Origin of the sequence: Streptomyces sp. NPDC048417, assembly GCF_040651615.1 — a bacterium.
Classification (GTDB): domain Bacteria; phylum Actinomycetota; class Actinomycetes; order Streptomycetales; family Streptomycetaceae; genus Streptomyces.
In genome coordinates, this window is the sequence record NZ_JBEZKI010000014.1 from 244,093 (window position 1) to 268,968 (window position 24,876).

Genomic DNA, 24,876 nt, shown 5'->3' on the forward strand with positions numbered 1-24,876 from the left:
CACGGGTGTACGGACCACAGGTTTCGGCCCGACGTCGGGCCTTTCTGTAGGGATCCGACAGCGACGCCCCCGAGCCACTGTCGGTGCCCGCTTGCTCGCGGTGATGGCGGGACCGATAGGTTTTCGATGAAGCCGCCTGTCGTGCCAGCTGTTGCGGCCGGTGGTCAGACCGAACGAAAGGGTGATCCGTTGAGCCGCTCGGTTCTCGTCACTGGAGGCAACCGGGGCATCGGCCTCGCCATCGCCCGCGCTTTCGCCGACAACGGCGACAAGGTTGCCATCACATACCGCTCGGGTGAGCCGCCCGCCGTCCTCAAGGAACTGGGCTGCCTCGCCGTCAAGTGCGACATCACCGACACCGAGCAGGTGGAGCAGGCCTACAAGGAGATCGAGGACGCCCACGGCCCGGTCGAGGTCCTGATCGCCAACGCCGGCATCACCAAGGACACGCTTCTGATGCGTATGTCCGAGGAGGACTTCACCTCGGTCGTCGACACCAACCTCACCGGCACCTTCCGCGTGGTCAAGCGTGCCAACCGCGGCATGCTGCGCGCCAAGAAGGGCCGTGTCGTCCTCATCTCCTCGGTCGTCGGCCTCTACGGTGGTCCCGGTCAGGCCAACTACGCCGCCTCCAAGGCCGCACTGGTCGGCTTCGCGCGGTCCCTCGCCCGTGAGCTGGGCTCGCGCAACATCACCTTCAACGTCGTCGCGCCCGGCTTCGTCGACACCGACATGACCAAGGTGCTCACCGACGAGCAGCGCGCCACCATCGTGTCGCAGGTGCCGCTCGGCCGGTACGCGCAGCCCGAGGAGGTCGCCGCGACGGTGCGGTTCCTCGCCTCGGACGACGCCTCGTACATCACTGGAGCCGTCATCCCCGTTGACGGCGGACTGGGAATGGGTCACTGATCACCATGAGTGGAATCCTTGAGGGCAAGCGCATCCTGATCACGGGTGTGCTGACGGAGTCCTCCATCGCCTTCCACGCGGCCAAGCTGGCCCAGGAGCAGGGCGCCGAGATCATCCTCACCGCGTTCCCGCGGCCCACGCTGACCGAGCGCATCGCCAAGAAGCTCCCCAAGCCGACCAAGGTCATCGAGCTCGACGTCACCAACGACGAGCACCTCGGGCGGCTGGCCGACCTCGTCGGCGAGGAGCTCGGCGGCCTCGACGGTGTCGTGCACTCCATCGGCTTCGCCCCCCAGGACGCGCTCGGCGGCAACTTCCTCAACACGCCCTTCGAGTCCGTCGCGACCGCCATGCACGTCTCGGCGTACTCCCTGAAGTCGCTGACCATGGCCTGCCTGCCGCTGATGCAGAACGGCGGCTCGGTCGTCGGCCTCACCTTCGACGCCCAGTACGCCTGGCCGCAGTACGACTGGATGGGCCCGGCCAAGGCCGCCCTGGAGGCCACCAGCCGCTACCTCGCACGTGACCTGGGCAAGCAGAACATCCGCTGCAACCTCGTCTCCGCGGGCCCGCTCGGCTCCATGGCCGCCAAGTCCATCCCGGGCTTCACCGAGCTGGCCTCGGTCTGGGACCACCGCTCGCCCCTGGAGTGGGACCTCAAGGACCCCGAGCCGGCCGGCAAGGGCATCGTCGCCCTGCTGAGCGACTGGTTCCCGAAGACCACCGGCGAGATCGTCCACGTGGACGGCGGTCTGCACGCCATCGGCGCCTGACCCGCACGGACACCATCCGCACGGACACCATCCGCACGGACACCATCCGCACGGATTTTTCCGAGGCCCGCATCCCGTGAGGGGTGCGGGCCTCACCCGTTCGGCCCACCGGCCGGGCCGTCGTCGCCCGGGCGGCGCACCCTGGGGCTACGCGTCGGACTACGCGTTCACCGCGCGATTCCCTCCCCAGCCCGGCCGAGGAGGTCCCCTTGTGCGCCTGTCCCGCAGCCTGGCCTCAGTGACCGCGGCCCTCGCCCTCGTGCTGGCCCTGCCGTACGACGCCGTGTCCCACGCGCGCGCGGGAGGCGGTCACCAGCCGGCCCCGCAGCTGTTCGGCGCGTCGTGCCGGACGACGGTCCGCGGCTCCCATGTGGTGGCCTACTGCCACAACCCCTATGTGGACACCGACCGGGTACGGCTGCACATCGAGTGCGCCGAGTGGTGGGACATCGACACCGACGGCTCCCCGATCGACACCGGCCCCGCGTTGACCGTACGGCTCACCGGCCGCTGCTGGCAGGACATCCGCTCGGTGTGGATCAGCCACCAGAAGGCGAGCTGAACCTGCCCGGACGGCACAGGTACGGGTAGCTGGCCGCCTCCTTGGCGGCCGCGTCCGCGTCGCCCGCCCGGATCGCGTCGACCAGGCGGGCGTGGTCCATGTACGTCTCCGGCGTCAGCTGGGCGCCGACGTCCGCGCGCAGCCAGTCCCGCAGCACCTCGCCCAGGTCGGCGTACATCGCCGTCATCACGTCGTTGTGGGAGGCGGCCACCACGGCCAGGTGGAAGGTCGCGTCCGCCGTCACGAAGGCCTCCGCCTCGCCCGACTCCCAGGCCCGCTCGCGGTGCGCCAGAATTGCGTCGAGCTGCCTGAGGTCCTTCTCCGTGCGCCGGGCCGCGGCCAGCCGGGCCGCCGACGACTCCAGCGTGGAGCGCAGCTCGGCGATGTGCCGGGGGTCGGCCCCGGCGAACCGGCGGTGCATCACGCCGGCCAGCTCACTGGTCGCCACGACGTACGTGCCGGAGCCCTGCCGGATGTCCAGCAGGCCGTTGTGCGCCAGCGCGCGGACGGCCTCCCGGACGGTGTTGCGGGCCACCCCGAGCTGCTCGACCAGCTCCGGCTCGGTGGGGATGCGCGAGCCGACCGGCCACTCGCCGGAGGCGATCTGGTTCCGCAGCTCGGCGATGACCTGCTCGGACAGCGCCGAGCGGCGCGGGTGGCTCAGAGGCATGACACACCTTCGCACGCGAGGGCCGGGAGAGGACGACGGGGTCCGCCGTGGTCCTGCGCCCGGGACTGGACAACCAATCATCCCATGATTCTATGATGGGCGTCATGGGAGCCGAGGAAACCACTACGACGACATCCACGACAGCACGTCCGACGGAACCCGGCGGGGGGCCGGTGAACGGCACGCGCGCGTGGACGACACGGCTGTTCGTCGTCGGCATCCTGCTGGCCGCCGTCAACCTCCGGCCCGCCATCACCAGCCTCGGCGCGCTCCTGGAGGAGGTCCGCGACGGGCTCGGCATGAGCGGCAGCGTGGCCGGACTGCTCACCTCCGTACCGCCGCTCTGCTTCGCCGTCTTCGGCGTCATGGCCCCCCGGCTGGCCCGCCGCTTCGGCCCGTCGGCGGTGGTCTGCGCCGGCATGGTCGCCATCACGGCCGGTCTGCTGATACGCCCGTACGTCGGCGGCGCCATCGGATTCCTGGCCGGCAGCGCGCTCGCGCTCATGGGCATAGCGGTCAGCAACGTGCTGATGCCGGTCATCGTCAAGCGCTGGTTCCCCGACCGGGTCGGCTCCATGACCGGCCTGTACTCGATGGCCCTCGCCGCCGGCACCTCGATCGCCGCCGCGGTGACCGTGCCTGTGACCGACGCGCTGGGCGGCGGCTGGCAGTCCGGGCTCGCGGTGTGGGCGGGGTTGGCGGCGGTCGCGGTGCTGCCGTGGCTTCCGCTGGTCCGGGACCGGGGACCGGTGCCGGCGCCCGTGGCCGAGGCACGCGCGCGTGCGGACCGGCAGCCGCCCGCCCTGCGGATCACCCGCAGCCGTACCGCCTGGGCGCTCGCCGTGTTCTTCGGGCTCCAGGCCACCGCCGCCTACATCACGATGGGCTGGATGGCGCAGATCTTCCGGGACGCGGGCGTGCCCGCGGGCACCGCCGGACTGCTGCTGGCCGTCACCATGGTGATGGGCGTACCGCTGGCCTTCGTCATCCCGCGCGTGGCCACCCGGCTGCCGCAGCAGGGGCCGATCGTGATCGCGCTGGGCGTCTGCGGCCTCGCCGGATACGCCGGCCTGTGGGCCGCCCCCGCCGGCGGTGCCTGGGCCTGGGCCCTGCTGCTCGGCGTCTCCAACTGTGCCTTTCCGCTGGCCCTCACCATGGTCGGGATGCGGTCCCGGACCGGCGCGGGCGTCGTGCAGCTCTCCGCCTTCGCCCAGAGCGTCGGCTACCTCATCTCCATCCCGGGCCCGCTGCTGGTGGGCGTGCTCTACCAGCACAGCGGTGGCTGGGGCCTGCCGATCGCCCTCATGGCCGCTCTGATGATCCCGCAGATGGCCGTCGGCATCCTGGCGGGCCGCGACCGCACGGTCGAGGACGAGGCGGCGGCGGCCGGCTGAGACCGAGTCCCACCGGCCGTAACCGGCCGACGCCGACGCCGACGCCGACGCCGATACCGACCGGCCGCGGCCGGCTGGCGCCGACGTGGCCCGCCAGGACGCCGCCCCGGTCCTGTCGGCGTCCCGGGCCGCGTGGTGCGTCCCGGTGGCCTGGTGCGTCCCGGTGGCGTGTCGTGGGCACCCCGCCCGATCCGTCCCCTTCGAGGGGTGCCAGACTGGTGGCATGCCAGTGCTCGACCCGAACCCCCAGAACGGTCAGAAGAAGATGCTGATCGTCTTCGGCTCGTTCTTCGCCATCTTCATCGTCATCGCTGTCATCGCGACCCTCGCGTCGCCCTGACCATCGCCCCGGTGGCCGATGGTGGGGCTAGCACCACCATCCCCTAGGGGGTGAGGGTCAGGGTCAAGTGGGTGGATCACCGGATGGGTTGACCGCCGCGGATTCCGTAATTTCGAGTTGTGGCCGCGAGAGACGGTCACCGAAGCCCGGAGACCAGCGGAGGCGATCATGCCGGTCCGTACGCACACCCTGCCCCACCCCGCCACCCCGGGCAGCGTCGACGTCCGGCTGCCCTGGTGGGCCCTCGCCCTGCCCGCGCTCGCCTTCGTCGCCCTGCTGGTGCTGATACTGAACCCGGTGGACGCTCACGCGACCACCGGTGACCCGGCCGTCACCCATCTTGTCGAGCGGGTCCAGCAGATCGTCACGCGTTAGCCCCACAGCCTTCGGACCGGGCGAAGCCGCATGTCAACTCCCTGCGCCCGATGGCCTGTTTCATGCGAAGCTGGGTGACATGAGCGTCGCAGAATCCCGCAGGATCGTCTTCTTCCGCCATGCGAAAGCCGACTGGCCACAGGTGACCGACCACGAGCGACCGCTCGCTGAGCGGGGCCGAATGGACGCCGCGGTCGCCGGACGCAAGCTGGCGGACAGCGGTATCGCCTTCGACCTGGCCCTGTGCTCCACCTCCGTGCGCACCCGGGAGACCTGGAAGCTCGCTGTCCATGAGCTCGCGCACCGGCCGAAAACAGTCTACGAGGAGCGGGTGTACGACGCCTCTCCTGGTGAGCTGATCGCCGTGCTCAACGAGGTGCCCGACGACGCGCAGGACGTTATCCTCATCGGCCACAACCCCAGCGTGCACGGGGTGACCGAGGTCCTGACCGGCAGTTCCGAGGGCGACGCCCGCGACCGGATGAACCGCCGGGGCTTTCCCGCCGCCGCCTTCGCCGTCATGACCTTCGAGGGCTCCTGGAAGAGCCTGGAACCGGGCGCGGCCACACTCGTGGACTACTGGGCGCCCTCCGACTGAGACCACCGTACGACCACCGCCCTCCGGCGCGGACGACAAGGGGCCCGGCGCCGATCTCCTCGGTGCCGGGCCCTCGCGACAGGACCGCCGGGCGGTTCAGCTCTCGTCGTGGGTGTCCGCCGCCTCGACCTCTTCGCGGGTGACGCCCAGCAGATACAGGACCGTGTCCAGGAAGGGGAAGTTCACCGCCGTGTGCGCGGCCTTGCGGACGACCGGCTTGGCGTTGAAGGCGACACCGAGACCGGCCGCGTTCAGCATGTCCAGGTCGTTGGCGCCGTCACCGATGGCCACCGTCTGCGACAGCGGTACGCCCGCCGCGGCGGCGAACCGGCGCAGCAGCCGCGCCTTGCCCGCACGGTCCACGATCTCGCCGGTCACCCGGCCGGTGAGCTTTCCGTCGACGATCTCCAGCGTGTTGGCCTGGGCGAAGTCCAGCCCGAGCCGCTCCTGGAGATCGTCGGTGACCTGGGTGAAGCCGCCCGAGACGACGCCGACTTGGTAGCCGAGCCGCTTCAGCGTACGGATCAGGGTCCGGGCGCCCGGCGTCAGCCGCACCTCGGAGCGCACCTTCTGCACGACCGACTCGTCCAGCCCCTTCAGCAGCGCCACGCGCGCGTGCAGGGACTGCTCGAAGTCCAGCTCCCCGCGCATCGCGGCCGCCGTCACCTCGGCGACCTCGTCCTCGCAGCCGGCGTGCGCGGCGAAGAGTTCGATCACCTCGTCCTGGATGAGCGTCGAGTCCACGTCCATGACCACCAGACGCTGGGCCCGCCGGTGCAGGCCGGCCGCGACGACGGCGATATCCACGCCGAGTTCCGCCGCGTCCGAGACCAGGGCGGTGCGCAGCGCCTCGGTCCCCACACCGGACACCGCGAACTCCACTGCCGTCACCGGGTACTTGGCGAGCCGGAAGATACGGTCGATGTTGCCGCCCGCCTTGGCGATCCGGGCGGCGATGGCGGCCGTCGACTCGGCGGTGAGGGGGTGGCCGAGGACGGTGACCAGGGAACGGCCGAGTCCGCGCGGGCGGTTGTCGCCGTGGCCGGAGATGATCTCCGCCTGCATCTTCACGGACTCGGCCCAGCTGTGCACGGTCGCCCTGAGGTCGCCCTCAAGTCCCGCCGCGGGCTGGGTCACGAGCGCGCACAGCACCAGACGGCCTCGCGTGACGACCTGCTCGATGTCGACCACGTCGACCATGTACGCGGCAAGGGTGTCGAAGAGGCCGGCCGTGATGCCCGGCCTGTCCTTGCCGAAAATCTTGACGAGGAGAGTGGGGACCTCGGAGGTCTGAGGATCGCTCATGGTGTAACCACCGTAACCGGCACGCAGTGCCTGCGGCGCAGGTGGTCCGCCTGACGGACATGGAACAACAAGTGTCGGATCGGTGTCGGAGGCCTTGCTTCCGTACAACGGGCGAACGTGCGTGCGATGTCGGCGGCCGGAATGGGGATACTCCCTGACCGCGCCTTCACGCACAGTTCAGTGCCGCTCCACGCGCGGTACGGACGACACCGGTCCGCACCGCCGTGCCCCGCTCCGACGAGTGACCTCACCGGCGGGGCCGCGTGGGTGGCGGTGGCGGTGGCGGAGGCGGGGGAGGAGGCGGCGGGCCCGCGGCCGGACCGTCCGGGCCGTCCGGACCGTCCGGGGCCCTTCGGCCACGTCGCGAGGAGCGAGGCGGCGGGTCGACCGGCCGGGCCATGGTGGGAGCGCCGTACAGATCGCCGGCACCGGGCGGTACGTCAAAGGAGTCACCGCCGCTACCGTGCCGCCACTCCTCCGCCGACCGCCGACCGTCGGGGGACCGGTCGTCCGCCGGGGACGACGCGCCCGACGGCGACCGATGGCCCGGACCACCCGCCGGCGCCACCCCCGGCCCCGGACCGCCGTACGGCCCCGCCGAGTCCCGCGCACCCCCGGGCCGACCGCCCCGTTCGTCAGCCGGCCTGGAGTCCTGCGGTCCTTGCCGCGTGTCGGGCCAGGGTGCCCCTGCGTCGTACGGCCCCGGGGACTGCGGTTCCCGCGGCGTGTCGGGCCGGGGCGTCTGCCTGTCGTACGGGCCCGGCGCCTGCGATTGCCACGGCGCGTCGCGCCGGGGCGTCCGGCTGTCGTACGGCGCCTGGGCCTGCGGTTCCTGCCGTGCGTCGGGCCACGATGCCCCTGCGTCGTACGGCCCCGGGCCCCGCCGTTCCCCCGGCCTCTCGGGTCGGGCCTCCCGGTCGGCGCTGCCTGGCTCGCGTAGCTCGTTCGGTACCCGGAGATAGGGGTTCGTCCGCGGATTCGGCGGGCGGTGCGGGGTCCCCGGTGCGTAAGGCCCCGCAGACCCACCGCTTCCGGTCCGTCCCGGCGTCTCAGACCCCACCGGGTACGTCGGCCCGGCCCCCGCGTCACCCAGTGCCAGTCGTGCCGTGTGGGCGCCGGCCGCACCGGTTGCCCATGCCAGCAGTGCCCCCGCCGCCCCCGCCGCCGCACCCCACGCAGCACCGAGGAGCAGGGCCATGCCCAGCTGCCCGTGCAGTTCGATGCCGGCGCCGAAGGCGTCGAAGCCCAGCACCGACAGCGAGGCGTCCACGGACACGTCCGTCAGCCAGGCCAGTAACGGCAGCGTGAGCGCGGTCGCGATCCCCAGCCGCACCGCGCACCGCCCGGCGAACGCGAGCGCGCCCGGATTCGGGCCCCGCCCGCCCCCGCCGTCCGCGTCACCGCGTGAGCCCCGCCCGCCCCCGCCGTCCGCGTCAGCGCGTGAGCCTCGCGGCGCACCCGCCCCCGCCCCACGGCCGGCCACCGGCGTCCGGACCGCCGTGAACACCCCGGCCAGCAGCATCAGCAGGGCCGCGGCGATGCCCAGCAGCCACACCCGTCCGTCCAGGTCGGCCAGGTGGCCCAGGGTCACCGACTGGCCGGACGGCGAGTTCAGGAGGTCGTCCAGGGGGTGCGGCAGGAACATGGTGAGGATGCCCGTCGCCCTGCCGTCGAACGGTACGAAGAGGCCGATCGGGATGCCGAGCCAGACGCCGTTCGGGGCGCCGAGCAGCGCCGCTCCCATGATCCGGCCCGGGTGCGGGTCGCCGACGGCCGCGAAGGCCGCCGCCGCCCAGCCCGCCGCGACCGCCACCAGCAGTACCGTCACCAGCGCCGAGACCGCCGGCCGTACCACCCGGTGCACCGCGTCCCAGCCGCGCGGCAGCGGAGTGCGGCGCGAGGCCAGCAGAGCGATCAGCAGGATGCCGACCGCCCATCCGAGCCCGCCGAGCAGGGTCGCCGCCGTGTCCACGCTGAAGCCGACCGCCGCGTTCGCGTGCACGAGGTCGCCGATGCGGTCCGGCAGCAGCCCGCCGACATCCCCGATGCCGGGGATCTTGAGACCGCCCCCTCCGCCGCCGGTGCCCGGCAGCTTGTCCAGCCCCAGCGCCCCGCCATCGATGGTCACGACCGAGTGCCCGGCCCAGGCCAGTCCGCCCAGCGTCGCCACGAACAGCACCACCACCGAGCCCGCGCGGGCGAGCAGTTCGGCCGGCGCGATCACAACTCCGGCCGTGCGCAGGGACCGTAAGAAGAACCAGGACAGGAGGAGGGCTCCCACCAGACTCACACCCAATGGCGTGATCTCGATGGCCGTGGTGGCCTCCGCCCCTTTCAGACCGAATGCAGACAGATCTCCGTTCGGCGTGACCGAACCACCCGCCCCGAGTGCCACAACCGCCGCTGTCATCGGGCCCAGGGAGCCCGCCGCGTCGGCCCCCAGCAGGTGCAGACCCAGCGCCGCCGTACCCGCCATGCCGATCAACGCCCAGCTCACCGCGGCGATCGCGGCCAGCAGGATGTCACCCCACGGCAGCCGCGCGCCGTGCCCCGTGTTCTCGACTGCCGTGCCGGACGTGCCAGAACCCATGGCTGACCCCCCGATCCGCGGACGCGCCGGGCCGCTCCGCCGCGCTTGTCCCCCTCGCGTGGATTACCACTCTCCGGCCCGGTTTCAACCCCGTCAACGGAAAGAGTTGAAGCGCTCGCAGGAGGACTCCGCAAGGTCCGACTTTCGGTCAGAGGGCCGAGCCTGAAATAGTTCCCGACGATGTTCGACATCCCTAGACTCCCTGTGATGGGGGTAACTCGGGGGACTACTCATGGGGCTTGGAGTGCCGGAACTCGTACTGGAATCAAACGGACGTACCTGGACGCTCGACCCGTCCAGGTCATACACCCTCGGACGCGATCCGCAGGGGGACCTCGTGTTCGACGACGCCAGGGTCTCCTGGCGGCACGCCACGATCAGCTTCGACGGCCGCAGTTGGGTCATCGAGGACCACGGCAGTACCAACGGCACCTTCGTGCGGAGCCAGCGGATCCAGCGGACGGAGATCGGCCCGGGCTCGGCCGTCCACCTCGGCAACGCGAACGACGGACCACGGCTGAGCCTCTCCGGCGCCGCGGCCCCCACCGCCCAACCGCAGCCCCAGCAGCAGCCGTACGCGGCGCAGGGCGCGGGCGGCGCGGGCTGGTCCCAGCCGCCGGCTCCGCAGCAGTCGGCTCCGCTACAGGACTGGCAGCAGGCCCCGTCGGCGATCCCGCAGCAGCAGGGCGCCCCGGCCATGGCCTCCGGCGGTGGCGCGGGGGCGCCGCCGGTCTACGGCGACCGCAGCCCGACCACGTTCCACCAGTTCTCCATCGGCCGCGTGATGCGCATCGGCCGAGCCCTGGAGAACGAGCTGGTCGTGTCCGACCTGCAAGTCTCGCGCCACCACGCGGAGTTCCACTCCACGCCGGACGGCCGTATGGAGATCCGCGACCTGGGCTCGCACAACGGCACGTACGTCAACGGTGTCGCGATCGCCAAGGGCGGCACCGCGCTGCTCGGCCCGAACGACATCGTCGGCGTCGGCCACTCCACCTTCCGGATCATCGGCGACCGGCTGGAGGAGTTCGTCGACACCGGCGAAGTCTCCTTCTCCGCACGGCACTTGACGGTCACGGTGGACGGCGGCAAGCAGATCCTCAAGGACGTCTCCTTCGGTGTACCGGAGAAGTCCGTGATCGCGGTCATCGGTCCGTCGGGATCCGGAAAGTCGACCCTGCTCAAGGCGCTCACCGGCTACCGCCCGGCCAACGAGGGCGAGGTGCTGTACGACAACCGCAACCTCTACAAGCAGTTCGCCGAGCTGCGCCAGCGCATCGGTCTGGTCCCGCAGGACGACATCCTGCACAAGGAGCTGACCGTCAAGAAGGCCCTCAAGTACGCGGCCAAGCTGCGCTTCCCGGCCGACACCACCGGGCAGGAGCGCGACGACCGCATCGACGAGGTGCTGCGCGAGCTGAAGCTCGACATCCACAAGGACAAGAAGGTCACGTCCCTCTCGGGCGGTCAGCGCAAGCGGGTCTCGGTGGCCCTGGAGCTGCTCACCAAGCCGTCGCTGATCTTCCTCGACGAGCCCACCTCGGGCCTCGACCCGGGCATGGACCGCGATGTCATGCAGCTGCTGCGCGGCCTCGCCGACGACGGCCGTACGGTCCTCGTCGTCACCCACTCGGTGGCCGAGCTGGCGCTGTGCGACAAGCTCCTGGTGATGGCGCCGGGCGGTTCGGTCGCCTACTTCGGCCCGCCCGAGGAGGCGCTGAACTTCTTCGGCTACGACACCTGGGCCGATGTCTTCTCCGCCTTCGAGAACTACCGCGACTACGACTGGGCGGGCCGCTGGAAGGGCTCGCAGCACTACCAGATGTACGCCGCGGACATCGACGCCATCGCGCCGCAGTCCGTACAGATGCCCGCGATGCAGGCGATGCGGCCGAAGAAGCCGCAGAGCTGGGGGTCGCAGCTGCTGACCCTGGTGCGCCGGTACGTGGCGGTCATCGCCTCCGACAAGGGCTTCCTGTTGCTGACGGTGATCCTGCCGGCCGTGCTCGGCGCGGTCAGTCTGCTGATCGACAGCGACAAGGGACTGCTGGTCAACCCGGTGAACTCGAAGACCGGGGTGCCGGTCCCGAACGGCACGGCGACCACGGTCCTGCTGATCCTCGCCGTCGGCGCCTGTTTCGCGGGCGCCGCGAACTCCGTGCGTGAGCTGATCAAGGAACGGGTCATCTACGAACGGGAGCGGGCGACCGGCCTGTCCCGGTCGGCGTATCTGATGTCCAAGGTGGTCGTGCTCGGCGTGATCACCGTGCTGCAGGGCCTGATGGTCGGCCTGATCGGCTTCTCCAGCCGCGAGATCCCGGGTGAGGGCGTGGTCCTCGGCCACTCCACCCTCTTGGAGCTCTGTATCCCGATCATGGGGCTCGGCTTCACCTCGATGATGTTCGGCCTGGTCATCTCCTCGCTGGTGAAGACCTCCGAGAAGACCATGCCGCTGCTGGTGATGTTCGCGATCATCCAGGTCGTCTTCACCGGCTGCCTGTTCAACCTGAACGGAGCGGTCGGCGTCAACCAGGTCTCGTACCTGATGCCGTCCCGCTGGGCGGTGGGCGCCGACGGCGCCACGCTGGACTTCAACAACATCGCGCCCAACACCGACGACCCGACCAGCACGGACCCGCTGTGGAACCACACGGCCGGCGCCTGGACCATGGACATGGCCGCGCTGATCGTCCTCGGGGTGATCTGCGGCTTCCTGGTGGCCCGCTTCCTGCGCCGCCACGAGCCCGAGGTCATGCGCAAGTAGTCGCCCGTACGACGCCGAAGGGCGGCGCCCCGCAGTGGGGTGCCGCCCTTCGGCGTGTGCGTGCAGAGGTCCGCGCCGGCCTCAGTACGCGCTGTTGACGTTGTCGATCGAGCCGTACCGGTTGGCCGCGTAGTTGGCGGCGGCGGTGATGTTGGCCACCGGGTCGTAGATGTTCCAGGACGTGCCGTTGACGTGGTACGTCGAGAAGGTCGGCGGGATGACCTGGAGCAGGCCCTTGGACGGGACGCCGTTGATGGCGTTGATGTCCCAGTTGTTGATGGCGTTCGGGTTGCCGGAGGACTCCCGCATGATGTTGCGGTGCAGGCCGTTGTAGGAGCCCGGGATGCCCTTGGTCTTCATGATGTCGAGGGCCTGGCGGATCCAGCCGTCGAGGTTGTTCGAGTAGGTCTTCGCGGCGACCTGCTGGATCTGCGGGCGCTGCGCGGACCGGCTCGCGGCCTGCTTGGCGGCGTGCTTCACGTGGGCGGCGTGGGCGGCCTGCTTGGCGGCGGCCTCGACGTGCTTCACGTGGGCGGCGTGGGCGGCCTTGACCTTGGCGGTGTGGGCCGCGTGGGCCTTCTTCACGTGCGCCGTGTGGGCCGCGTGCGCCGCCTGGACCTTCTTGACGTGGGCCACGTGCCGGGCGTGGGCCTGCTTCACGTGGGCCATGTGCAGGGTGTGGGGCGTGGCCGCCTTCTTCTTGGCGGCGATCGCCTCGACCTTGACGTTCTGGAACGCGAGCTGGTCGGTGACCGTGCCCTTGACGTCCTTGATCTGCTCCGTGCCGTAGGCCACCTGGGCCGCGGTCTGGGGGGACCCGGTCGCGAGGGTCTCCGCGCTGCTGGGCACGGCGGAGAAGGCGAGGGCGGCGGCGGCGCCGAGCGTGGCGACACCGGCGAGCGCGATCTTGTGATGCTTGGTCAGCGTGGGACTGTGGCTGTGCTTGGGCATGGCGGTGGACCTCTTCGGATAGCGCGGAGGTCGCTCGTTTTGTCCGCGGGGGAGACCGGCTCCTCCTGCACGAACACCGCGAGGGGAACCCGCGGTGTTGAGCGACGGGAGCCATTGTTAGCGGCCGCAAAATGCCCTGGCAAAGGTGTGACGTACGATCCCCGGTAGTAGAGCCCGGAAGGGCAAAACGGGACAGACTAGGCAGTCTGCCCCGTTCACCGCAGGACCCCTTATCTCCTATGTCCGTTCGTACGTGATGTGCGCCCTATGTGCGGCCTCACATCGGCCGCACATGAATCTCACCGGGAGTTGCTGGCGCAATGCTCTGTGTGAGGCCTCTCCTCCGGGAGGATGAGGTGCACGTCCCCGAACTCGTGCCACAGGTAGAGCCCGCGCAGCGCCTCCTCGTAGCTGCGGTCGACCGCGGGCCGTCCCGCGACCGCCTCCAGCATCAGCAGATGCGAGGCCTCCGGCTCGTGCAGCCCGGTCAGCAGTCCGTCCACCACCCGCACCCCGCGCTCGGGCGTCACGACGAGCTCCGTCCACCCCTCGGCCGCCCGCACCACCCCGTCGGGCCCGGCGGCCGACTCCACGGCCCGCACGGCGGTCGTCCCGACGGCGACGACCCGCCTGCCACCCGCCCTGGCCGCGTTGATCAGCCGCGCCGACGCCTCCGGCACCGCGAAACGTTCCGCGTACGGCGGCTCGTGCGCCTCCGCCGACGACACCCCCGTGTGCAGCGTGATCGGCGCGAACTGCACACCCCGGCTCACCAGCTCCGCCACCAGCCGCGCGGTGAAGGGCCGCGCCGCACTCGGCATCTCCGCACTCCCGGCGCCGTCGGCCGAGGGCAGCGCGAACACCGTCTGGTACACGGACAACGGCTGGTCCCGCTCTGTATAGGAGTAACGAATGGGCCGCCCGTGCTCCCGCAGCATCCCCGGCACGTCCCCCGAGGCCCGCGCCCACCACAGCCGCTCGCCCCGCGCACTCAGCGGCTCAGCCAGGACCAGCCGCCCGCCCCCGGGCAGCCACACCTCGCTCCCCGCGGATGTGCCCGCACGCGCGCGTGTGGTTCCCCTGCCGTCCGGCTCCCGCAGCTCGACCGCCCACCGGCCGTCGTCCCCGCGCGTGGAGAAGTGCACCACCACGCGCGCGTGCCCGACCCGCCCGTCCACGGCGGCCGCCAGCGTCGGCGAGGTGTTCACCACCAGCAGGTCCCCGGCCCGCAGCAGCACCGGCAGCTCGGCGAAGGCGTGATGCGACACCGCCGTCCCGCGCGACACCAGCAGCCGTACGGCATCCCGCTCCAGCCCCGGCCCGCGCTGCTCGGCCGGCACCCGCGCGGACAGCTCCTCCGGCACCCGCAGAGCTGTCGTCATCGTCCCTCCACCAGAGCCGGCGCCCCGTACCGCCCGCTCGCCGGCCGCTCGTCGAGCAACCGCAGGAACGCCGGCACGACGCTCTCCGGCGCCGGCCGTGGATCGTCGTCGTCCGGTACCGCCGCCGCGTACAGGCCGGTCGCCATGTCCCCGGGATCCACCGCCCACACCCGCAGCCCCGGCTCCTCCACGCCGAGCACGGCCGCCAGCTGGTCCAGGGCCGCCTTCGAGGCGCCGTAGCCGCCCCAGGTCTCGTACGCCTCCGCGCCCGCGTCCGAGCTGACCGCGACCACCGCCCCCGCCGCCGACTCCCGCAGCAGCGGCAACGCCTCCTGGACCAGGCCCAGCGCCGCCACCACATTCACCTCCAGCGCCCGGCGCAGCCCCGCCAGGGGCAGCTCGCCGAGGCGCACCAGCGGCTCGGCACCCAGCGCGCTGGCATTGCTCACCAGCAGGTCCAGCCCACCCAGCCGACGCGCGGCGGCCACCAGCTCGGCCCGGTGCCCGGCGTCCGTGACATCGCCGGGCAGCGCCGCCACCCGCGTCCCCGGCCCCGCGACGGCCTCCGCCGCCTCCTTCAGCGCCCCCGTGCCCCTGGCGTCCAGCACCAGGTCCCAGCCGCGAGCGGCCAGCGCCTTGGCCAGCGCCCGTCCCAGCCCCTTCGACGCCCCCGTGATGATCGCTACCGGCATGACAACCGTCCCCTCGGCTCCGTCCGCCTCCGTCGGCGGTGACCTCAACCTAGGAACCGCACCGCCCCGGCCGCCTCGGACGCGGGCCGCAATCCGGCGGGTCCTTCGGACTACGCCGCCGGTCCGGGGCCTGCGCCCTAGGACTCCGGTCCTACGGCCATCGGCCCAGGCCCCGCCACCATCGGCCGATCCGCGGTGTCACACCCCGCCGGTACCGTGAGGGCATGAGTCAAGGTCCCCGGTCCGGCCTCGCGGCGGTCAGCGCCGCGCTGCTGGCCATGAGCAGGCACCTGGAGGTGCGCGACGTCCTCAAGACGATCGTCGCCTCCGCCCGTGAGCTGCTCGACGCGCAGTACGCGGCGCTCGGGGTCCCCGACGACCACGGCGGCTTCGCCCAGTTCGTCGTCGACGGCGTCACCGACGCCCAGTGGAAGGCCATCGGCCCGCTCCCGCGCCAGCACGGCATCCTCGCCGCGATGCTCCACGAGGCGAAGGTCGAGAGGCTCGCCGACGTCCGCAGGGACCCCCGTTTCGAGGGCTGGCCGTCGGCCCACCCCGAGATGTCCGACTTCCTGGGCCTGCCGATCCGGGACGGCGACGAGATCATCGGCGCGTTGTTCCTGGCGAACAAGGTGCGCTCGGTGGAGGAAAGCCCCCCACACCCCGGGTGCCCCGAGCCCGAGGGCGGTTGCGGCTTCACCGCGGAGGACGAGGAACTGCTCTCCATCCTCGCCCAGCACGCCGCGATCGCCCTCACCAACGCCCGCCTCTACGAGCGCAGCCGCGAGCTGACCATCGCAGAGGAACGCTCCCGGCTCGCCCACGAGCTGCACGACGCGGTGAGCCAGAAACTGTTCTCCCTGCGCCTGACCGCCCAGGCCGCCGCCGCCCTGGTCGACCGCGACCCCTCCCGCGCCAAGGGCGAGTTGCAGCAGGTGGCCGCGCTCGCCGCCGAGGCCACCGACGAACTGCGCGCGGCCGTCGTGGAGCTGCGCCCCGCCGCCCTCGACGAGGACGGCCTGGTCGCCACCCTCCGCACCCAGGTCCAGGTCCTCGACCGCGCCCACGGCGCGCGCGTGACCTTCGCCGCCAGCGGCTTCCGCGCCCTGCCCGCCGCCCAGGAGGAGGCACTGCTCCGGGTGGCCCAGGAAGCCCTGCACAACGCCCTGCGGCACTCCGGTGGCGAGCACGTCGACGTGACCGTGAACCGGCGCGGCGGCGGGGCCGTGCTGCGGGTCACGGACGACGGCAGCGGCTTCGACCCGCACCTCACCCGCAGTGCCGGACGCCACCTCGGCCTGGTCTCCATGCGGGACCGGGCGAGCGGGGTCGGCGGCACGCTGACCGTGGAATCGGCGCCCGGCAAGGGCACCACGATCGAGATGGAGGTCCCCGGTGGCTGACGCGATCAGGGTCCTGCTCGTGGACGACCACCAGGTCGTCCGCCGGGGCCTGCGTACCTTCCTGGAGGTCCAGGACGACATAGAGGTCGTCGGCGAGGCAGCCGACGGCGCCGAAGGGGTCGAGCGCGCCCAGGAGCTGAGCCCCGACGTCGTCCTCATGGACGTCAAGATGCCCGGCATGGACGGCGTGGAGGCCCTGCGCAGGCTCCGCGAACTCGACAACCCCGCGCGCGTGCTCATCGTCACCAGCTTCACCGAGCAGCGCACGGTGATCCCGGCCCTGCGCGCCGGTGCCGCCGGGTACGTCTACAAGGACGTCGATCCCGACGCGCTCGCCACCGCCATCCGCTCGGTGTACGCCGGGCATGTCCTGCTCCAGCCCGAGGTGGCCGGTGCTCTGCTCTCCCAGGAGGAGGCCAACTCCGGCCAGGGCAGGGGTGGTTCGCTCACCGAGCGGGAGCGCGAGGTGCTCGGGCTGATCGCCGACGGCCGCTCCAACCGCGAGATAGCCCGCGCCCTGGTGCTCTCCGAGAAGACCGTCAAGACGCACGTCTCGAACATCCTGATGAAACTCGACCTCGCCGACCGCACCCAGGCCGCCCTGTGGGCCGTACGCCATGGCGTGACCGGCTGAAACGCCCTCCGTAACGCTTTACCGACGGCAACATGAAGGGTCGTCCTACGGGCTGAGATTCATACCGTCGTGGGAATGTCACCCGGACGGCGCATCCTCTCCCGGCCGCCGGCGTTCTTCAGTGCGTGCCGCGGCGACCGCCGCGGCGATCGCCAAGGAGGGCTCAAGAAGTGAAGAACCTGAAGAAGGCAGCGGCCGTGACGATGGTGGCCGGCGGGATCATGGCCGCGGGCGCGGGGATGGCCTCCGCCCACACCGGTGGCTCGCACGCCGACGGCCGGGCCCAGGGCTCTCCGGGCGTCGTCTCGGGCAACGTCATCCAGGCCCCGGTGCACATCCCGGTCAACGCCGTCGGCAACAGCGTCAACGTCATCGGCGTGCTGAACCCCGCCTTCGGCAACCTCGGCCTCAACCACTGAGACCGCGCCGCACCGCGGCATCGACCTCCGGCCTTCCGGGCGCCCCCGGAAGGCCGGTCGGCTTTTGCTCCCCATGACTCCTACGCCGTCGCCTCCCGGGCGTCGCTTCCGGCCTGGTCGCCCAGATCCCGCTCAACGTCCCGGTCAACGCCGGCGGTCTCTCCGCCAACGTGGTCGGCCTCCTGAACCCCGCGTTCGGCAACACCGCGGTCAACAAGCAGGACCGGCCCCACCGTCGAGGGCTACGCCGTCCGGCGTAGCCCTCGGGCGTCCTAACGCCCCCGCTCGCGCTCCTCCACCACCGAGTTGTACGCCGCCACCTGCGCCCGCCGGGCCGTCCGCTCCACCGGCCGCAGGGCCAGCGACCGCGCCGCCATCTCCGACGCGCTCACCGCGCCTCCGTGTCCGTTCTCGTAGGCCAGCGAGATCAGCAACCCGACCCGCTGCGCCAGCTCGAGGACCCGCACCGCACGCGGCGGATAACCGGGGGCCAGCACCTCCCGCCCCCGCTCGGCCCGTGCCCGGTACGCGTCGATCGCCGCCTCCGCCACCGGGCCCGAGCCGGCGACATCCAGCTTCGACAGCAGCTCGGTCGCGTCCCTGAGCGCCTCCGCCAGCTCCCGCTCGGCCTCGCCCAGCGAGGGCACGTCCGCAGGCGGCGCCTCCCGTACCGGCAGCACATGCCAGACCACCTCGACATGCACATCACCGGCGGGGCCGGCCTCGTACACCTCCGGCACCAGCCCGAACGCGGCGCCGTAACAGATCACCGCCTCCTCGGCCTCCAGGGCCCGCGCGTTGAACTCCGGCGGACCGCTCAGCCCCAGCGGATGCCCCGACGCCGGCAGCGCGACCCGCAGCCCGGTCGCCCCCAGCGACCGCAGCCGCCCCAGCGCCAGCGTGAGCCCGACCGGAGCGGACTCCCCGGGCAGCCCCTCCACGCGATGTACCGCGTCCTCACCGACGATGGCGAGCATGGCGTCATCCGGAGAGACAAGTCCGGCCAATAGGGCATTTCCCCAAGCGGCGAGGCGTCCTGAACGCTGTTCCGAAAGCATGCCTCCACCCTAAGGACCGGACCGATGGAATGGAGCGCCGCACTCGTGGCGTAGATTTCATAAGGGCTGCGCCCACCGACGCCGCCGCCCGCGCCACAGGCGCACGCGCCAGCCGAGACCGGCCACACTGCAAGGGGAGACAACGCGCTCATGAGCGATGTTCTGGAGCTTCAGGACGTATCCGTGGTCCGGGAGGGCCGGGCTCTGGTGGACCAGGTCTCCTGGTCGGTGAAGGAGGGCGAGCGCTGGGTCATCCTCGGCCCCAACGGCGCCGGCAAGACCACCCTCCTGAACATCGCCTCCAGCTACCTCTTCCCCAGCAAGGGCACTGCCACCATCCTCGGCGACACCCTCGGCAAGGTCGACGTCTTCGACCTGCGCCCCCGCATCGGCGTGGCCGGCATCGCCATGGCCGAGAAGCTCCCCAAGCGTCAGACCGTCCTGGAGACCGTGCTCACCGCCGCCTACGGCATGACCGCCCACTGGCAGGAGGAGTACGACGAGGTCGACGAGCAGCGCGCCCGCGCCTTCCTCGACCGGCTCGGCATGACCGACTACGTGGACCGGAAGTTCGGCACCCTCTCCGAGGGCGAGCGCAAGCGCACCCTGATCGCCCGCGCCCTGATGACCGACCCCGAACTGCTGCTGCTCGACGAGCCCGCCGCCGGCCTCGACCTCGGCGGCCGCGAGGACCTGGTCCGCCGCCTCGGCCGGCTCGCCCGCGACCCGATCGCCCCCTCCATGATCATGGTCACCCACCATGTCGAGGAGATCGCCCCCGGCTTCACCCACGTCCTGATGATCCGCCAGGGCAAGGTCCTCACCGCCGGCCCCCTGGAGCTCGAACTCTCCTCCCGCAACCTCTCCCTCTGCTTCGGCCTCCCGCTCGTCGTCGAGCAGCTCGGCGACCGCTGGACCGCCCACGGACTCCCGCTGTCCTGACAGGTCCTGACGGGCGTTCCGCCCCGGGAAAGCGCCCTGTCCGGGTCGGCGTCCGCGGCCCTACCATGACAATGTGAACAGCATCGACGCATGGGTGTGGTGGCTCGTCGGCGCGGCGGCGCTCGGAATCCCGCTCGTGGTGACCGCGATGCCGGAATTCGGCATGTTCGCGGTCGGCGCGCTGGCCGCCGCGGCCACCGCCGGACTCGGCGCGGGCGTCGTGATCCAGGTACTCGTCTTCGTCGTCGTCTCCGTCGCCCTGATCGCCGTCGTACGGCCCATCGCGGCCCGGCACGCCGCCCAGCGACCCCAACTCGCCACGGGCATAGACGCGTTGAAGGGCAAGCAGGCCGTCGTACTGGAACGCGTCGACGGCTCCGGCGGACGGATCAAGCTGGCCGGTGAGGTCTGGTCGGCTCGCTCGCTCGACACCGGGCGCGCCTACGAAGCCGGAGAGGAAGTGGATGTCGTGGAGATCGAGGGGGCCACGGCCATCGTCATCTGACCTCGTACGACGCAACTCAGCGGAAGGACTCCCGAGTTGGGCGAGGGTCTGTCAGACTCGTCCAGCAAGATCTTCGACAACCATAAGATCTGCCGAGCGCCGAGGCGGAGAAGGGTACGGGGAGCGACGATGGAACCGGTCATCATCGTCCTGGTCATTCTGGTGGTGTTGGTCTTCATCGCCTTGATCAAGACGATCCAAGTCATCCCACAGGCGAGCGCCGCCATCGTCGAGCGCTTCGGCCGCTACACACGGACCCTGAACGCGGGCCTGAACATCGTGGTTCCGTTCATAGACACCATCCGCAACCGCATCGACCTGCGTGAACAGGTCGTACCGTTCCCGCCCCAGCCGGTGATCACCCAGGACAACCTGGTCGTGAACATCGACACGGTCATCTACTACCAGGTCACCGACGCGCGAGCGGCCACCTACGAAGTCGCCAGCTACATCCAGGCCATCGAGCAGCTCACGGTCACCACGCTCCGCAACATCATCGGCGGCATGGACCTGGAACGCACCCTGACCTCCCGCGAGGAGATCAACGCGGCCCTGCGCGGCGTCCTCGACGAGGCCACCGGCAAGTGGGGCATCCGCGTCAACCGCGTCGAGCTCAAGGCGATCGAGCCGCCGACCTCCATCCAGGACTCGATGGAGAAGCAGATGCGCGCCGACCGTGACAAGCGCGCCGCGATCCTCACCGCGGAAGGTACGCGGCAGGCCGCGATCCTCACCGCCGAAGGTGAGAAGCAGTCCCAGATCCTGCGCGCCGAGGGCGAGGCCAAGGCGGCCGCCCTGCGCGCCGAGGGCGAGGCCCAGGCGGTCCGCACGGTCTTCGAGGCGATCCACGCCGGCGACCCGGACCAGAAGCTCCTCTCCTACCAGTACCTGCAGATGCTCCCGAAGATCGCCGAGGGCGACGCCAACAAGCTCTGGATCGTCCCCAGCGAGATCGGCGACGCCCTCAAGGGCCTGTCCGGCGCGATGGGCAACTTCGGCAACCTGGGCGGTGGTTCGGGCGGCAGTGGCAGCGTCCCGGCCCAGGAACGCCGCGAGAAGCCGAACATCGACTGACGGTTCCTGAAGACGAACGTTCCCCGTGCCCGCCTTTTCGGGGCGCGGGGCTCTGTTTGATCTGCGGCTCCGCCGCGTGGGCGCGAACAGCCACGAACGCCCTGAGGCCGCCAGCCTGACTCAGCCAGGCAGACGACTAGTGCCGCGGCAGGCAATGTTTGCCCGTCAAGGAGCGGCGTCCGGTGCGTGCTCTCGGTGTGCCGGCCGGAAGTCGTCGTACTGGATGTACTTGGGCTTTCGGCCGGTGCGGCGAGAGTGCGTGCCGAGCGTCGGGACGGGGCGAACGTCGCCTGCTGCGGCACTAGGCCGCAACATCTCCGGACAGCCACTCAGGAAGCGCGGCCAGGTCCTCGGCCCCCATCGCCAGCAGCATCGCATCCTGCGGCGAAGGCTCGAACGGCCTCCGAAGCAACGGCATCCCCGCCTGCTCAGGCGTCCGGTCCGCCTTCCGATGGTTGTCCTCCGCGCAGGAGGCCACCGTATTCAGCCACGAGTCCGCACCGCCCTGGGCCCGCGGCACCACATGGTCGACGGTCGTCGCCCGCCGCCCGCAGTACGCACACCGGTGCCGGTCCCTGACCAGCACCCCGCGCCGCGACCAGGGCGCCTGTCTCCGGAACGGCACCCGTACATACCTGCAGAGCCTGATCACCCGAGGCGCAGGTATGTCCACATCGGCACCGCGCATGCGCAGTTCGGGGTGGGCCTGCTCGACGACGGCCTTGTCCTGGAGCACCAGGACGACGGCTCGATTCAGAGTCACCGTAGACAGCGGCTCGAAACTCGCGTTCAGCACCAGCGTGTCACGCATCCAGCCCACCTCCCATGTGCACCGTGCCCACCCCCGGCGGGCTTGGATCAACTCTGGACGGGCGCGCCGAGATGGACAACGCAATAAAAACTGCCCGCCCCTGATCACTTCCAAGACCAGGGACGGGCAAACGTTCAATGAACGCTTGGCTGATTTCGCGTGGTGCGTCAGCCCTTCTCGGGGTTCTCGTACTCGCCGATCAGCTGGGCACGGGCGATCGCGTGGAACCGCAGATTGAACCCGGCGACGGCAGGTGACACATCGGCGTCCGGGCCGAGCTTCTCCTGGTCCACGGCGTACACCGTGAAGACGTACCGGTGCGGCCCGTCCCCGGGCGGCGGCGCGGCACCGCCGAAGTCCTTCGACCCGTAGTCGTTGCGCACCTGTACGGCGCCCTCGGGCAGGCCCTCGAACTTGCCGCTGCCGGCTCCCGCAGGCAGCTCGGTCACCGAGGCCGGAATGTCGAACACGGACCAGTGCCAGAACCCGCTCCCTGTCGGGGCGTCCGGGTCGTAGCAGGTCACGGCGAAGCTCTTGGTCCCGGCCGGGAAGCCCTCCCACCGCAGCTGCGGCGAGGTGTTGCCCTTCGCGTAGACCTGAGCGTCCTTGAGCGCCGCCCCTTCCTCGACGTCCTCGCTCGTCACCGTGAACGACGGGACGGGCGGGTGGAAGTCATGGGGGAGCGGCCGCCGCTTGAGCTCGGTCACCTCGGTACCTCCTGATCGATACTGATCGCTTACGGAGACCGTCACGGACTCCGTGGTTCCCGAGCCTAGAACCAGTTGCGCTTGCTGCCGACCTCGGACAGCCACTGGTTGAGATAAGCCGCCCAGTCGGTCCCGTGGAAGTCCTGCAGACCCACCTGGAACGACCGGAAGGTGTCACTGCCCTCGCTGAACAGTCCCGGCTTCTTGTCCATTTCGAGGATGACGTCCATGGCGTGCGCGTCCGCCACGAAGCTCAGCTCGACCTGGTTCAGGCCCCGGTACTGGGACGGCGGGTGGAACTCGACCTCCTGGTAGAACGGGAGCGTCTGACGGGTGCCCCGGATGTGACCGCGCTCCAGGTCCGCGTTCTTGAAGCGGAAGCCCAGCTGGATGAAGGCGTCCAGGATCGCCTTCTGCGCCGGCAGCGGGTGCACGTTGATCGGGTCCAGGTCACCGGAGTCGACGGCACGCGCGATCTCCAGCTCGGTGGTCACCCCGATGTGCATCCCGCGCAGCGCCTGGCCGTCGATCATCGTGACGGGTGTCTCCCACGGGATCTCCAGCCCGAACGGCACCGAGTGCACCGCCCCGGCCTGCAGCTCGAAGGCACCGCCGAGCCGCGCCTTGCCGAAGTCGATGTTCTGCTTGTACTCCTCGTCGCCGCTCTCCACCTCGACCCGCGCCTGGAGACCCACGGACAGCCCCTGGATCTCCTGGTTCACCGACCCGCCCTGGATCCGCACCTCACCCTGGACGACACCGCCCGGCACGACGTTGACCTCGGTGAGCACCGTCTCGACGGAAGCCCCACCGGCCCCCAGGCTCGCGAGCAGCTTCTTGAACCCCATGACTCTCCCTTTACGTACGGACCCTTGATCCCTAGAAACGCGATCCGGCCGCGACCGGTTCCGGCCCACACCCTGGCAAGGAGACGAATCCTTGACCAGCCTTTGGCACGCCCGGCCTGGACTAGGCTCGGACGCCATGATCGCGCCCCCGGACCGTACGTCACTCCCCAGGGACTTCTTCGACCGCCCTGTACTGGAGGTCGCCCCCGACCTCCTCGGCCGCATCCTCCTCCGCACCACCCCGGACGGTCCGATCGCGGTCCGCATCACAGAGGTGGAGGCGTACGACGGCCCGAACGACCCCGGGTCGCACGCCTATCGCGGTCCCACACCCCGCAACGAGGTGATGTTCGGTCCGCCCGGACATGTGTACGTCTACTTCACCTACGGCATGTGGTTCTGTATGAACCTCGTCTGCGGTCCGGTGGGCACCGCGAGCGCGGTCCTGCTCCGCGCTGGCGAGATCGTCGAGGGCGTCGACCTCGCACGCAAACGTCGACTTTCGGCCCGATACGACAGAGAACTGGCCAAAGGTCCGGCCCGCCTGGCCACCGCCCTGGGCGTCGACCGGGCCCTGGACGGCACGGACGCGTGCACCGCCGGTGAGACACCGCTGCGGATGCTGACCGGCACTCCGGTACCCCCCGACCAGGTGCGGAACGGTCCGCGCACCGGAGTCGCCGGCGAGGGAGGCAATGGCGACGCACATCCCTGGCGTTACTGGATTGCCAATGACCCGACGGTCAGCCCCTATCGGGCCCACGCACCCAGGCGCCGCTCAAGTTGACGCGTCCCTGGAAGGTGCGTAATGTAGCCCGAGCCGCTGAACCGGGTATGGCATTCGCCAGCAGCCGGAAGCGGCCACCCACTACTACGACTTCCCTTGGCGGGGTCGAATTCGTCATGTCCGCATGCCCGAATTCGAACTCATGGCGCTCGATTATGAGTCTCGCTGGGAATCGGCTAACGTAGTGAATGTCGAAAGGCCGACAGGCGAAAGCCGGAAAGCCCCAGACAATCCCGCCGACCGGGAATCGGACGCCGAAAGGATCTGATAGAGTCGGAAACGCAAGAACGAAGGGAAGCCCGGAGGAAAGCCCGAGAGGGTGAGTACAAAGGAAGCGACCGTTCCTTGAGAACTCAACAGCGTGCCAAAAGTCAACGCCAGAT

25 protein-coding genes and 1 pseudogene are annotated in these 24,876 nt (G+C 70.7%); 16 read left to right on the forward strand and 10 right to left on the reverse strand.

Annotated features, from left to right (window positions below):
* Positions 1–189: 189 nt before the first annotated feature.
* From fabG to AB0D59_RS23415, 3 genes are all read left to right on the forward strand, one after another.
* A complete protein-coding gene (fabG, locus tag AB0D59_RS23405) occupies positions 190–909 on the forward strand; it encodes a 3-oxoacyl-[acyl-carrier-protein] reductase (protein ID WP_362568465.1) in 720 nt (239 codons plus the stop codon).
* 5 nt (positions 910–914) lie between these two features.
* Positions 915–1,682, forward strand: coding sequence for an enoyl-ACP reductase FabI (fabI, locus tag AB0D59_RS23410; protein WP_351694605.1), 768 nt, complete (start codon positions 915–917; stop codon positions 1,680–1,682).
* 211 nt (positions 1,683–1,893) lie between these two features.
* Positions 1,894–2,244, forward strand: coding sequence for a hypothetical protein (locus AB0D59_RS23415; protein WP_362568469.1), 351 nt, complete (start codon positions 1,894–1,896; stop codon positions 2,242–2,244).
* Here the strand turns inward: AB0D59_RS23415 and AB0D59_RS23420 are convergent.
* Positions 2,222–2,914 carry an FCD domain-containing protein gene (locus tag AB0D59_RS23420; protein WP_362568472.1) on the reverse strand — a complete coding sequence of 231 codons (693 nt, stop codon included), beginning with the start codon at positions 2,912–2,914 and terminating at the stop codon, positions 2,222–2,224. The two genes, AB0D59_RS23415 and AB0D59_RS23420, sit on opposite strands and share 23 nt — an antisense overlap.
* 92 nt (positions 2,915–3,006) lie before the next feature.
* Here AB0D59_RS23420 and AB0D59_RS23425 point away from each other — a divergent pair, with 92 nt between their 5' ends.
* The 4 genes from AB0D59_RS23425 (at position 3,007) to AB0D59_RS23440 (ending at position 5,621) form a co-directional block, all read left to right on the forward strand.
* On the forward strand, positions 3,007–4,308 hold the full coding sequence (locus AB0D59_RS23425) for a CynX/NimT family MFS transporter (protein ID WP_362568475.1): 1,302 nt from the start codon (positions 3,007–3,009) through the stop codon (positions 4,306–4,308).
* A 223-nt stretch (positions 4,309–4,531) separates the two neighbouring features.
* A complete protein-coding gene (locus tag AB0D59_RS23430; protein WP_089107830.1) occupies positions 4,532–4,648 on the forward strand; it encodes an SGM_5486 family transporter-associated protein in 117 nt (38 codons plus the stop codon).
* A 168-nt stretch (positions 4,649–4,816) separates the two neighbouring features.
* Entirely contained in the window at positions 4,817–5,023 is a 207-nt protein-coding gene (locus AB0D59_RS23435) for a hypothetical protein (protein WP_362568478.1), read from the forward strand.
* A 79-nt stretch (positions 5,024–5,102) separates the two neighbouring features.
* Positions 5,103–5,621 carry a histidine phosphatase family protein gene (locus AB0D59_RS23440; RefSeq protein ID WP_362568481.1) on the forward strand — a complete coding sequence of 173 codons (519 nt, stop codon included), beginning with the start codon at positions 5,103–5,105 and terminating at the stop codon, positions 5,619–5,621.
* Positions 5,622–5,717: 96 nt separating this feature from the next.
* Here the strand turns inward: AB0D59_RS23440 and serB are convergent, their stop codons facing one another.
* Positions 5,718–6,926, reverse strand: coding sequence for a phosphoserine phosphatase SerB (serB, locus tag AB0D59_RS23445; protein WP_362568484.1), 1,209 nt, complete (start codon positions 6,924–6,926; stop codon positions 5,718–5,720).
* A 247-nt stretch (positions 6,927–7,173) separates the two neighbouring features.
* Complete coding sequence (locus AB0D59_RS23450; protein WP_362568487.1) at positions 7,174–9,516, reverse strand: streptophobe family protein; 2,343 nt, start codon at positions 9,514–9,516, stop codon at positions 7,174–7,176.
* 232 nt (positions 9,517–9,748) lie between these two features.
* Between AB0D59_RS23450 and AB0D59_RS23455 the strand changes: the two genes are divergently transcribed.
* The gene (locus AB0D59_RS23455) at positions 9,749–12,280 is read left to right on the forward strand and encodes an FHA domain-containing protein (protein WP_362568490.1); all 2,532 of its coding nucleotides are present in this window, start codon (positions 9,749–9,751) and stop codon (positions 12,278–12,280) included.
* Between the two features lie 81 nt (positions 12,281–12,361).
* Here the strand turns inward: AB0D59_RS23455 and AB0D59_RS23460 are convergent, their stop codons facing one another.
* The 3 genes from AB0D59_RS23460 to AB0D59_RS23470 form a co-directional block, all read right to left on the reverse strand.
* Positions 12,362–13,231: a transglycosylase SLT domain-containing protein gene (locus AB0D59_RS23460; RefSeq protein ID WP_362568493.1), complete on the reverse strand. Its 870-nt coding sequence runs from the start codon at positions 13,229–13,231 to the stop codon at positions 12,362–12,364.
* Positions 13,232–13,530: 299 nt separating this feature from the next.
* Positions 13,531–14,613, reverse strand: coding sequence for an S-adenosylmethionine:tRNA ribosyltransferase-isomerase (locus AB0D59_RS23465; RefSeq protein ID WP_362568495.1), 1,083 nt, complete (start codon positions 14,611–14,613; stop codon positions 13,531–13,533).
* A complete protein-coding gene (locus tag AB0D59_RS23470; RefSeq protein WP_362568498.1) occupies positions 14,610–15,305 on the reverse strand; it encodes an SDR family NAD(P)-dependent oxidoreductase in 696 nt (231 codons plus the stop codon). The genes AB0D59_RS23465 and AB0D59_RS23470 overlap by 4 nt, the downstream gene beginning before the upstream one ends.
* Positions 15,306–15,529: 224 nt before the next feature.
* On the opposite strand from AB0D59_RS23470, the gene AB0D59_RS23475 reads away from it, so the two are divergent.
* From AB0D59_RS23475 to AB0D59_RS23490, 4 genes and pseudogenes are all read left to right on the forward strand, one after another.
* A complete protein-coding gene (locus AB0D59_RS23475) occupies positions 15,530–16,708 on the forward strand; it encodes a GAF domain-containing sensor histidine kinase (protein WP_362568501.1) in 1,179 nt (392 codons plus the stop codon).
* Entirely contained in the window at positions 16,701–17,342 is a 642-nt protein-coding gene (locus AB0D59_RS23480; protein WP_362568504.1) for a response regulator transcription factor, read from the forward strand. The genes AB0D59_RS23475 and AB0D59_RS23480 overlap by 8 nt, the downstream gene beginning before the upstream one ends.
* A gap of 170 nt (positions 17,343–17,512) precedes the next feature.
* Positions 17,513–17,761: a chaplin gene (locus AB0D59_RS23485; RefSeq protein ID WP_362568507.1), complete on the forward strand. Its 249-nt coding sequence runs from the start codon at positions 17,513–17,515 to the stop codon at positions 17,759–17,761.
* Positions 17,762–17,856: 95 nt separating this feature from the next.
* Positions 17,857–18,021: pseudogene (locus tag AB0D59_RS23490) on the forward strand (chaplin); the annotation flags it as partial.
* A gap of 12 nt (positions 18,022–18,033) precedes the next feature.
* Here the strand turns inward: AB0D59_RS23490 and AB0D59_RS23495 are convergent.
* Positions 18,034–18,819 (reverse strand): hypothetical protein, encoded by a 786-nt coding sequence (locus tag AB0D59_RS23495; RefSeq protein ID WP_362568510.1) that lies wholly within the window; start codon positions 18,817–18,819, stop codon positions 18,034–18,036.
* Positions 18,820–18,969: 150 nt separating this feature from the next.
* Between AB0D59_RS23495 and AB0D59_RS23500 the strand changes: the two genes are divergently transcribed.
* From AB0D59_RS23500 to AB0D59_RS23510, 3 genes are all read left to right on the forward strand, one after another.
* The gene (locus AB0D59_RS23500; protein WP_351694571.1) at positions 18,970–19,761 is read left to right on the forward strand and encodes an ABC transporter ATP-binding protein; all 792 of its coding nucleotides are present in this window, start codon (positions 18,970–18,972) and stop codon (positions 19,759–19,761) included.
* Positions 19,762–19,834: 73 nt separating this feature from the next.
* On the forward strand, positions 19,835–20,266 hold the full coding sequence (locus tag AB0D59_RS23505; protein WP_362568513.1) for an NfeD family protein: 432 nt from the start codon (positions 19,835–19,837) through the stop codon (positions 20,264–20,266).
* Positions 20,267–20,395: 129 nt separating this feature from the next.
* Positions 20,396–21,340 carry an SPFH domain-containing protein gene (locus tag AB0D59_RS23510; protein ID WP_351705772.1) on the forward strand — a complete coding sequence of 315 codons (945 nt, stop codon included), beginning with the start codon at positions 20,396–20,398 and terminating at the stop codon, positions 21,338–21,340.
* Between the two features lie 301 nt (positions 21,341–21,641).
* Here the strand turns inward: AB0D59_RS23510 and AB0D59_RS23515 are convergent, their stop codons facing one another.
* From AB0D59_RS23515 to AB0D59_RS23525, 3 genes are all read right to left on the reverse strand, one after another.
* A complete protein-coding gene (locus AB0D59_RS23515) occupies positions 21,642–22,151 on the reverse strand; it encodes an HNH endonuclease (RefSeq protein ID WP_362568516.1) in 510 nt (169 codons plus the stop codon).
* A gap of 167 nt (positions 22,152–22,318) precedes the next feature.
* A complete protein-coding gene (locus AB0D59_RS23520; protein WP_362568519.1) occupies positions 22,319–22,858 on the reverse strand; it encodes a YbhB/YbcL family Raf kinase inhibitor-like protein in 540 nt (179 codons plus the stop codon).
* A gap of 65 nt (positions 22,859–22,923) precedes the next feature.
* On the reverse strand, positions 22,924–23,706 hold the full coding sequence (locus tag AB0D59_RS23525; RefSeq protein WP_362568522.1) for a sporulation protein: 783 nt from the start codon (positions 23,704–23,706) through the stop codon (positions 22,924–22,926).
* A 136-nt stretch (positions 23,707–23,842) separates the two neighbouring features.
* On the opposite strand from AB0D59_RS23525, the gene AB0D59_RS23530 reads away from it, so the two are divergent.
* Positions 23,843–24,493, forward strand: coding sequence for a DNA-3-methyladenine glycosylase (locus AB0D59_RS23530; protein WP_362568525.1), 651 nt, complete (start codon positions 23,843–23,845; stop codon positions 24,491–24,493).
* Positions 24,494–24,876 lie beyond the last annotated feature (383 nt).

Excerpts from the sequence above, each read along its gene's own strand:
- AB0D59_RS23425 (WP_362568475.1), top strand. The coding sequence starts at position 3,007 with ATGATGGGCGTCATGGGAGCCGAGGAAACCACTACGACGACATCCACG.
- AB0D59_RS23420 (WP_362568472.1), bottom strand. The coding sequence starts at position 2,914 with ATGCCTCTGAGCCACCCGCGCCGCTCGGCGCTGTCCGAGCAGGTCATC.
- AB0D59_RS23515 (WP_362568516.1), bottom strand. The coding sequence starts at position 22,151 with ATGCGTGACACGCTGGTGCTGAACGCGAGTTTCGAGCCGCTGTCTACG.
- fabI (WP_351694605.1), top strand. The coding sequence starts at position 915 with ATGAGTGGAATCCTTGAGGGCAAGCGCATCCTGATCACGGGTGTGCTG.
- AB0D59_RS23450 (WP_362568487.1), bottom strand. The coding sequence starts at position 9,516 with ATGGGTTCTGGCACGTCCGGCACGGCAGTCGAGAACACGGGGCACGGC.
- AB0D59_RS23510 (WP_351705772.1), top strand. The coding sequence starts at position 20,396 with ATGGAACCGGTCATCATCGTCCTGGTCATTCTGGTGGTGTTGGTCTTC.
- AB0D59_RS23435 (WP_362568478.1), top strand. The coding sequence starts at position 4,817 with ATGCCGGTCCGTACGCACACCCTGCCCCACCCCGCCACCCCGGGCAGC.
- AB0D59_RS23470 (WP_362568498.1), bottom strand. The coding sequence starts at position 15,305 with ATGCCGGTAGCGATCATCACGGGGGCGTCGAAGGGGCTGGGACGGGCG.
- AB0D59_RS23495 (WP_362568510.1), bottom strand. The coding sequence starts at position 18,819 with ATGCTTTCGGAACAGCGTTCAGGACGCCTCGCCGCTTGGGGAAATGCC.
- AB0D59_RS23465 (WP_362568495.1), bottom strand. The coding sequence starts at position 14,613 with ATGACGACAGCTCTGCGGGTGCCGGAGGAGCTGTCCGCGCGGGTGCCG.
- AB0D59_RS23460 (WP_362568493.1), bottom strand. The coding sequence starts at position 13,231 with ATGCCCAAGCACAGCCACAGTCCCACGCTGACCAAGCATCACAAGATC.
- AB0D59_RS23475 (WP_362568501.1), top strand. The coding sequence starts at position 15,530 with ATGAGTCAAGGTCCCCGGTCCGGCCTCGCGGCGGTCAGCGCCGCGCTG.
- AB0D59_RS23500 (WP_351694571.1), top strand. The coding sequence starts at position 18,970 with ATGAGCGATGTTCTGGAGCTTCAGGACGTATCCGTGGTCCGGGAGGGC.
- AB0D59_RS23525 (WP_362568522.1), bottom strand. The coding sequence starts at position 23,706 with ATGGGGTTCAAGAAGCTGCTCGCGAGCCTGGGGGCCGGTGGGGCTTCC.
- AB0D59_RS23440 (WP_362568481.1), top strand. The coding sequence starts at position 5,103 with ATGAGCGTCGCAGAATCCCGCAGGATCGTCTTCTTCCGCCATGCGAAA.
- AB0D59_RS23530 (WP_362568525.1), top strand. The coding sequence starts at position 23,843 with ATGATCGCGCCCCCGGACCGTACGTCACTCCCCAGGGACTTCTTCGAC.
- AB0D59_RS23455 (WP_362568490.1), top strand. The coding sequence starts at position 9,749 with ATGGGGCTTGGAGTGCCGGAACTCGTACTGGAATCAAACGGACGTACC.
- serB (WP_362568484.1), bottom strand. The coding sequence starts at position 6,926 with ATGAGCGATCCTCAGACCTCCGAGGTCCCCACTCTCCTCGTCAAGATT.
- AB0D59_RS23430 (WP_089107830.1), top strand. The coding sequence starts at position 4,532 with ATGCCAGTGCTCGACCCGAACCCCCAGAACGGTCAGAAGAAGATGCTG.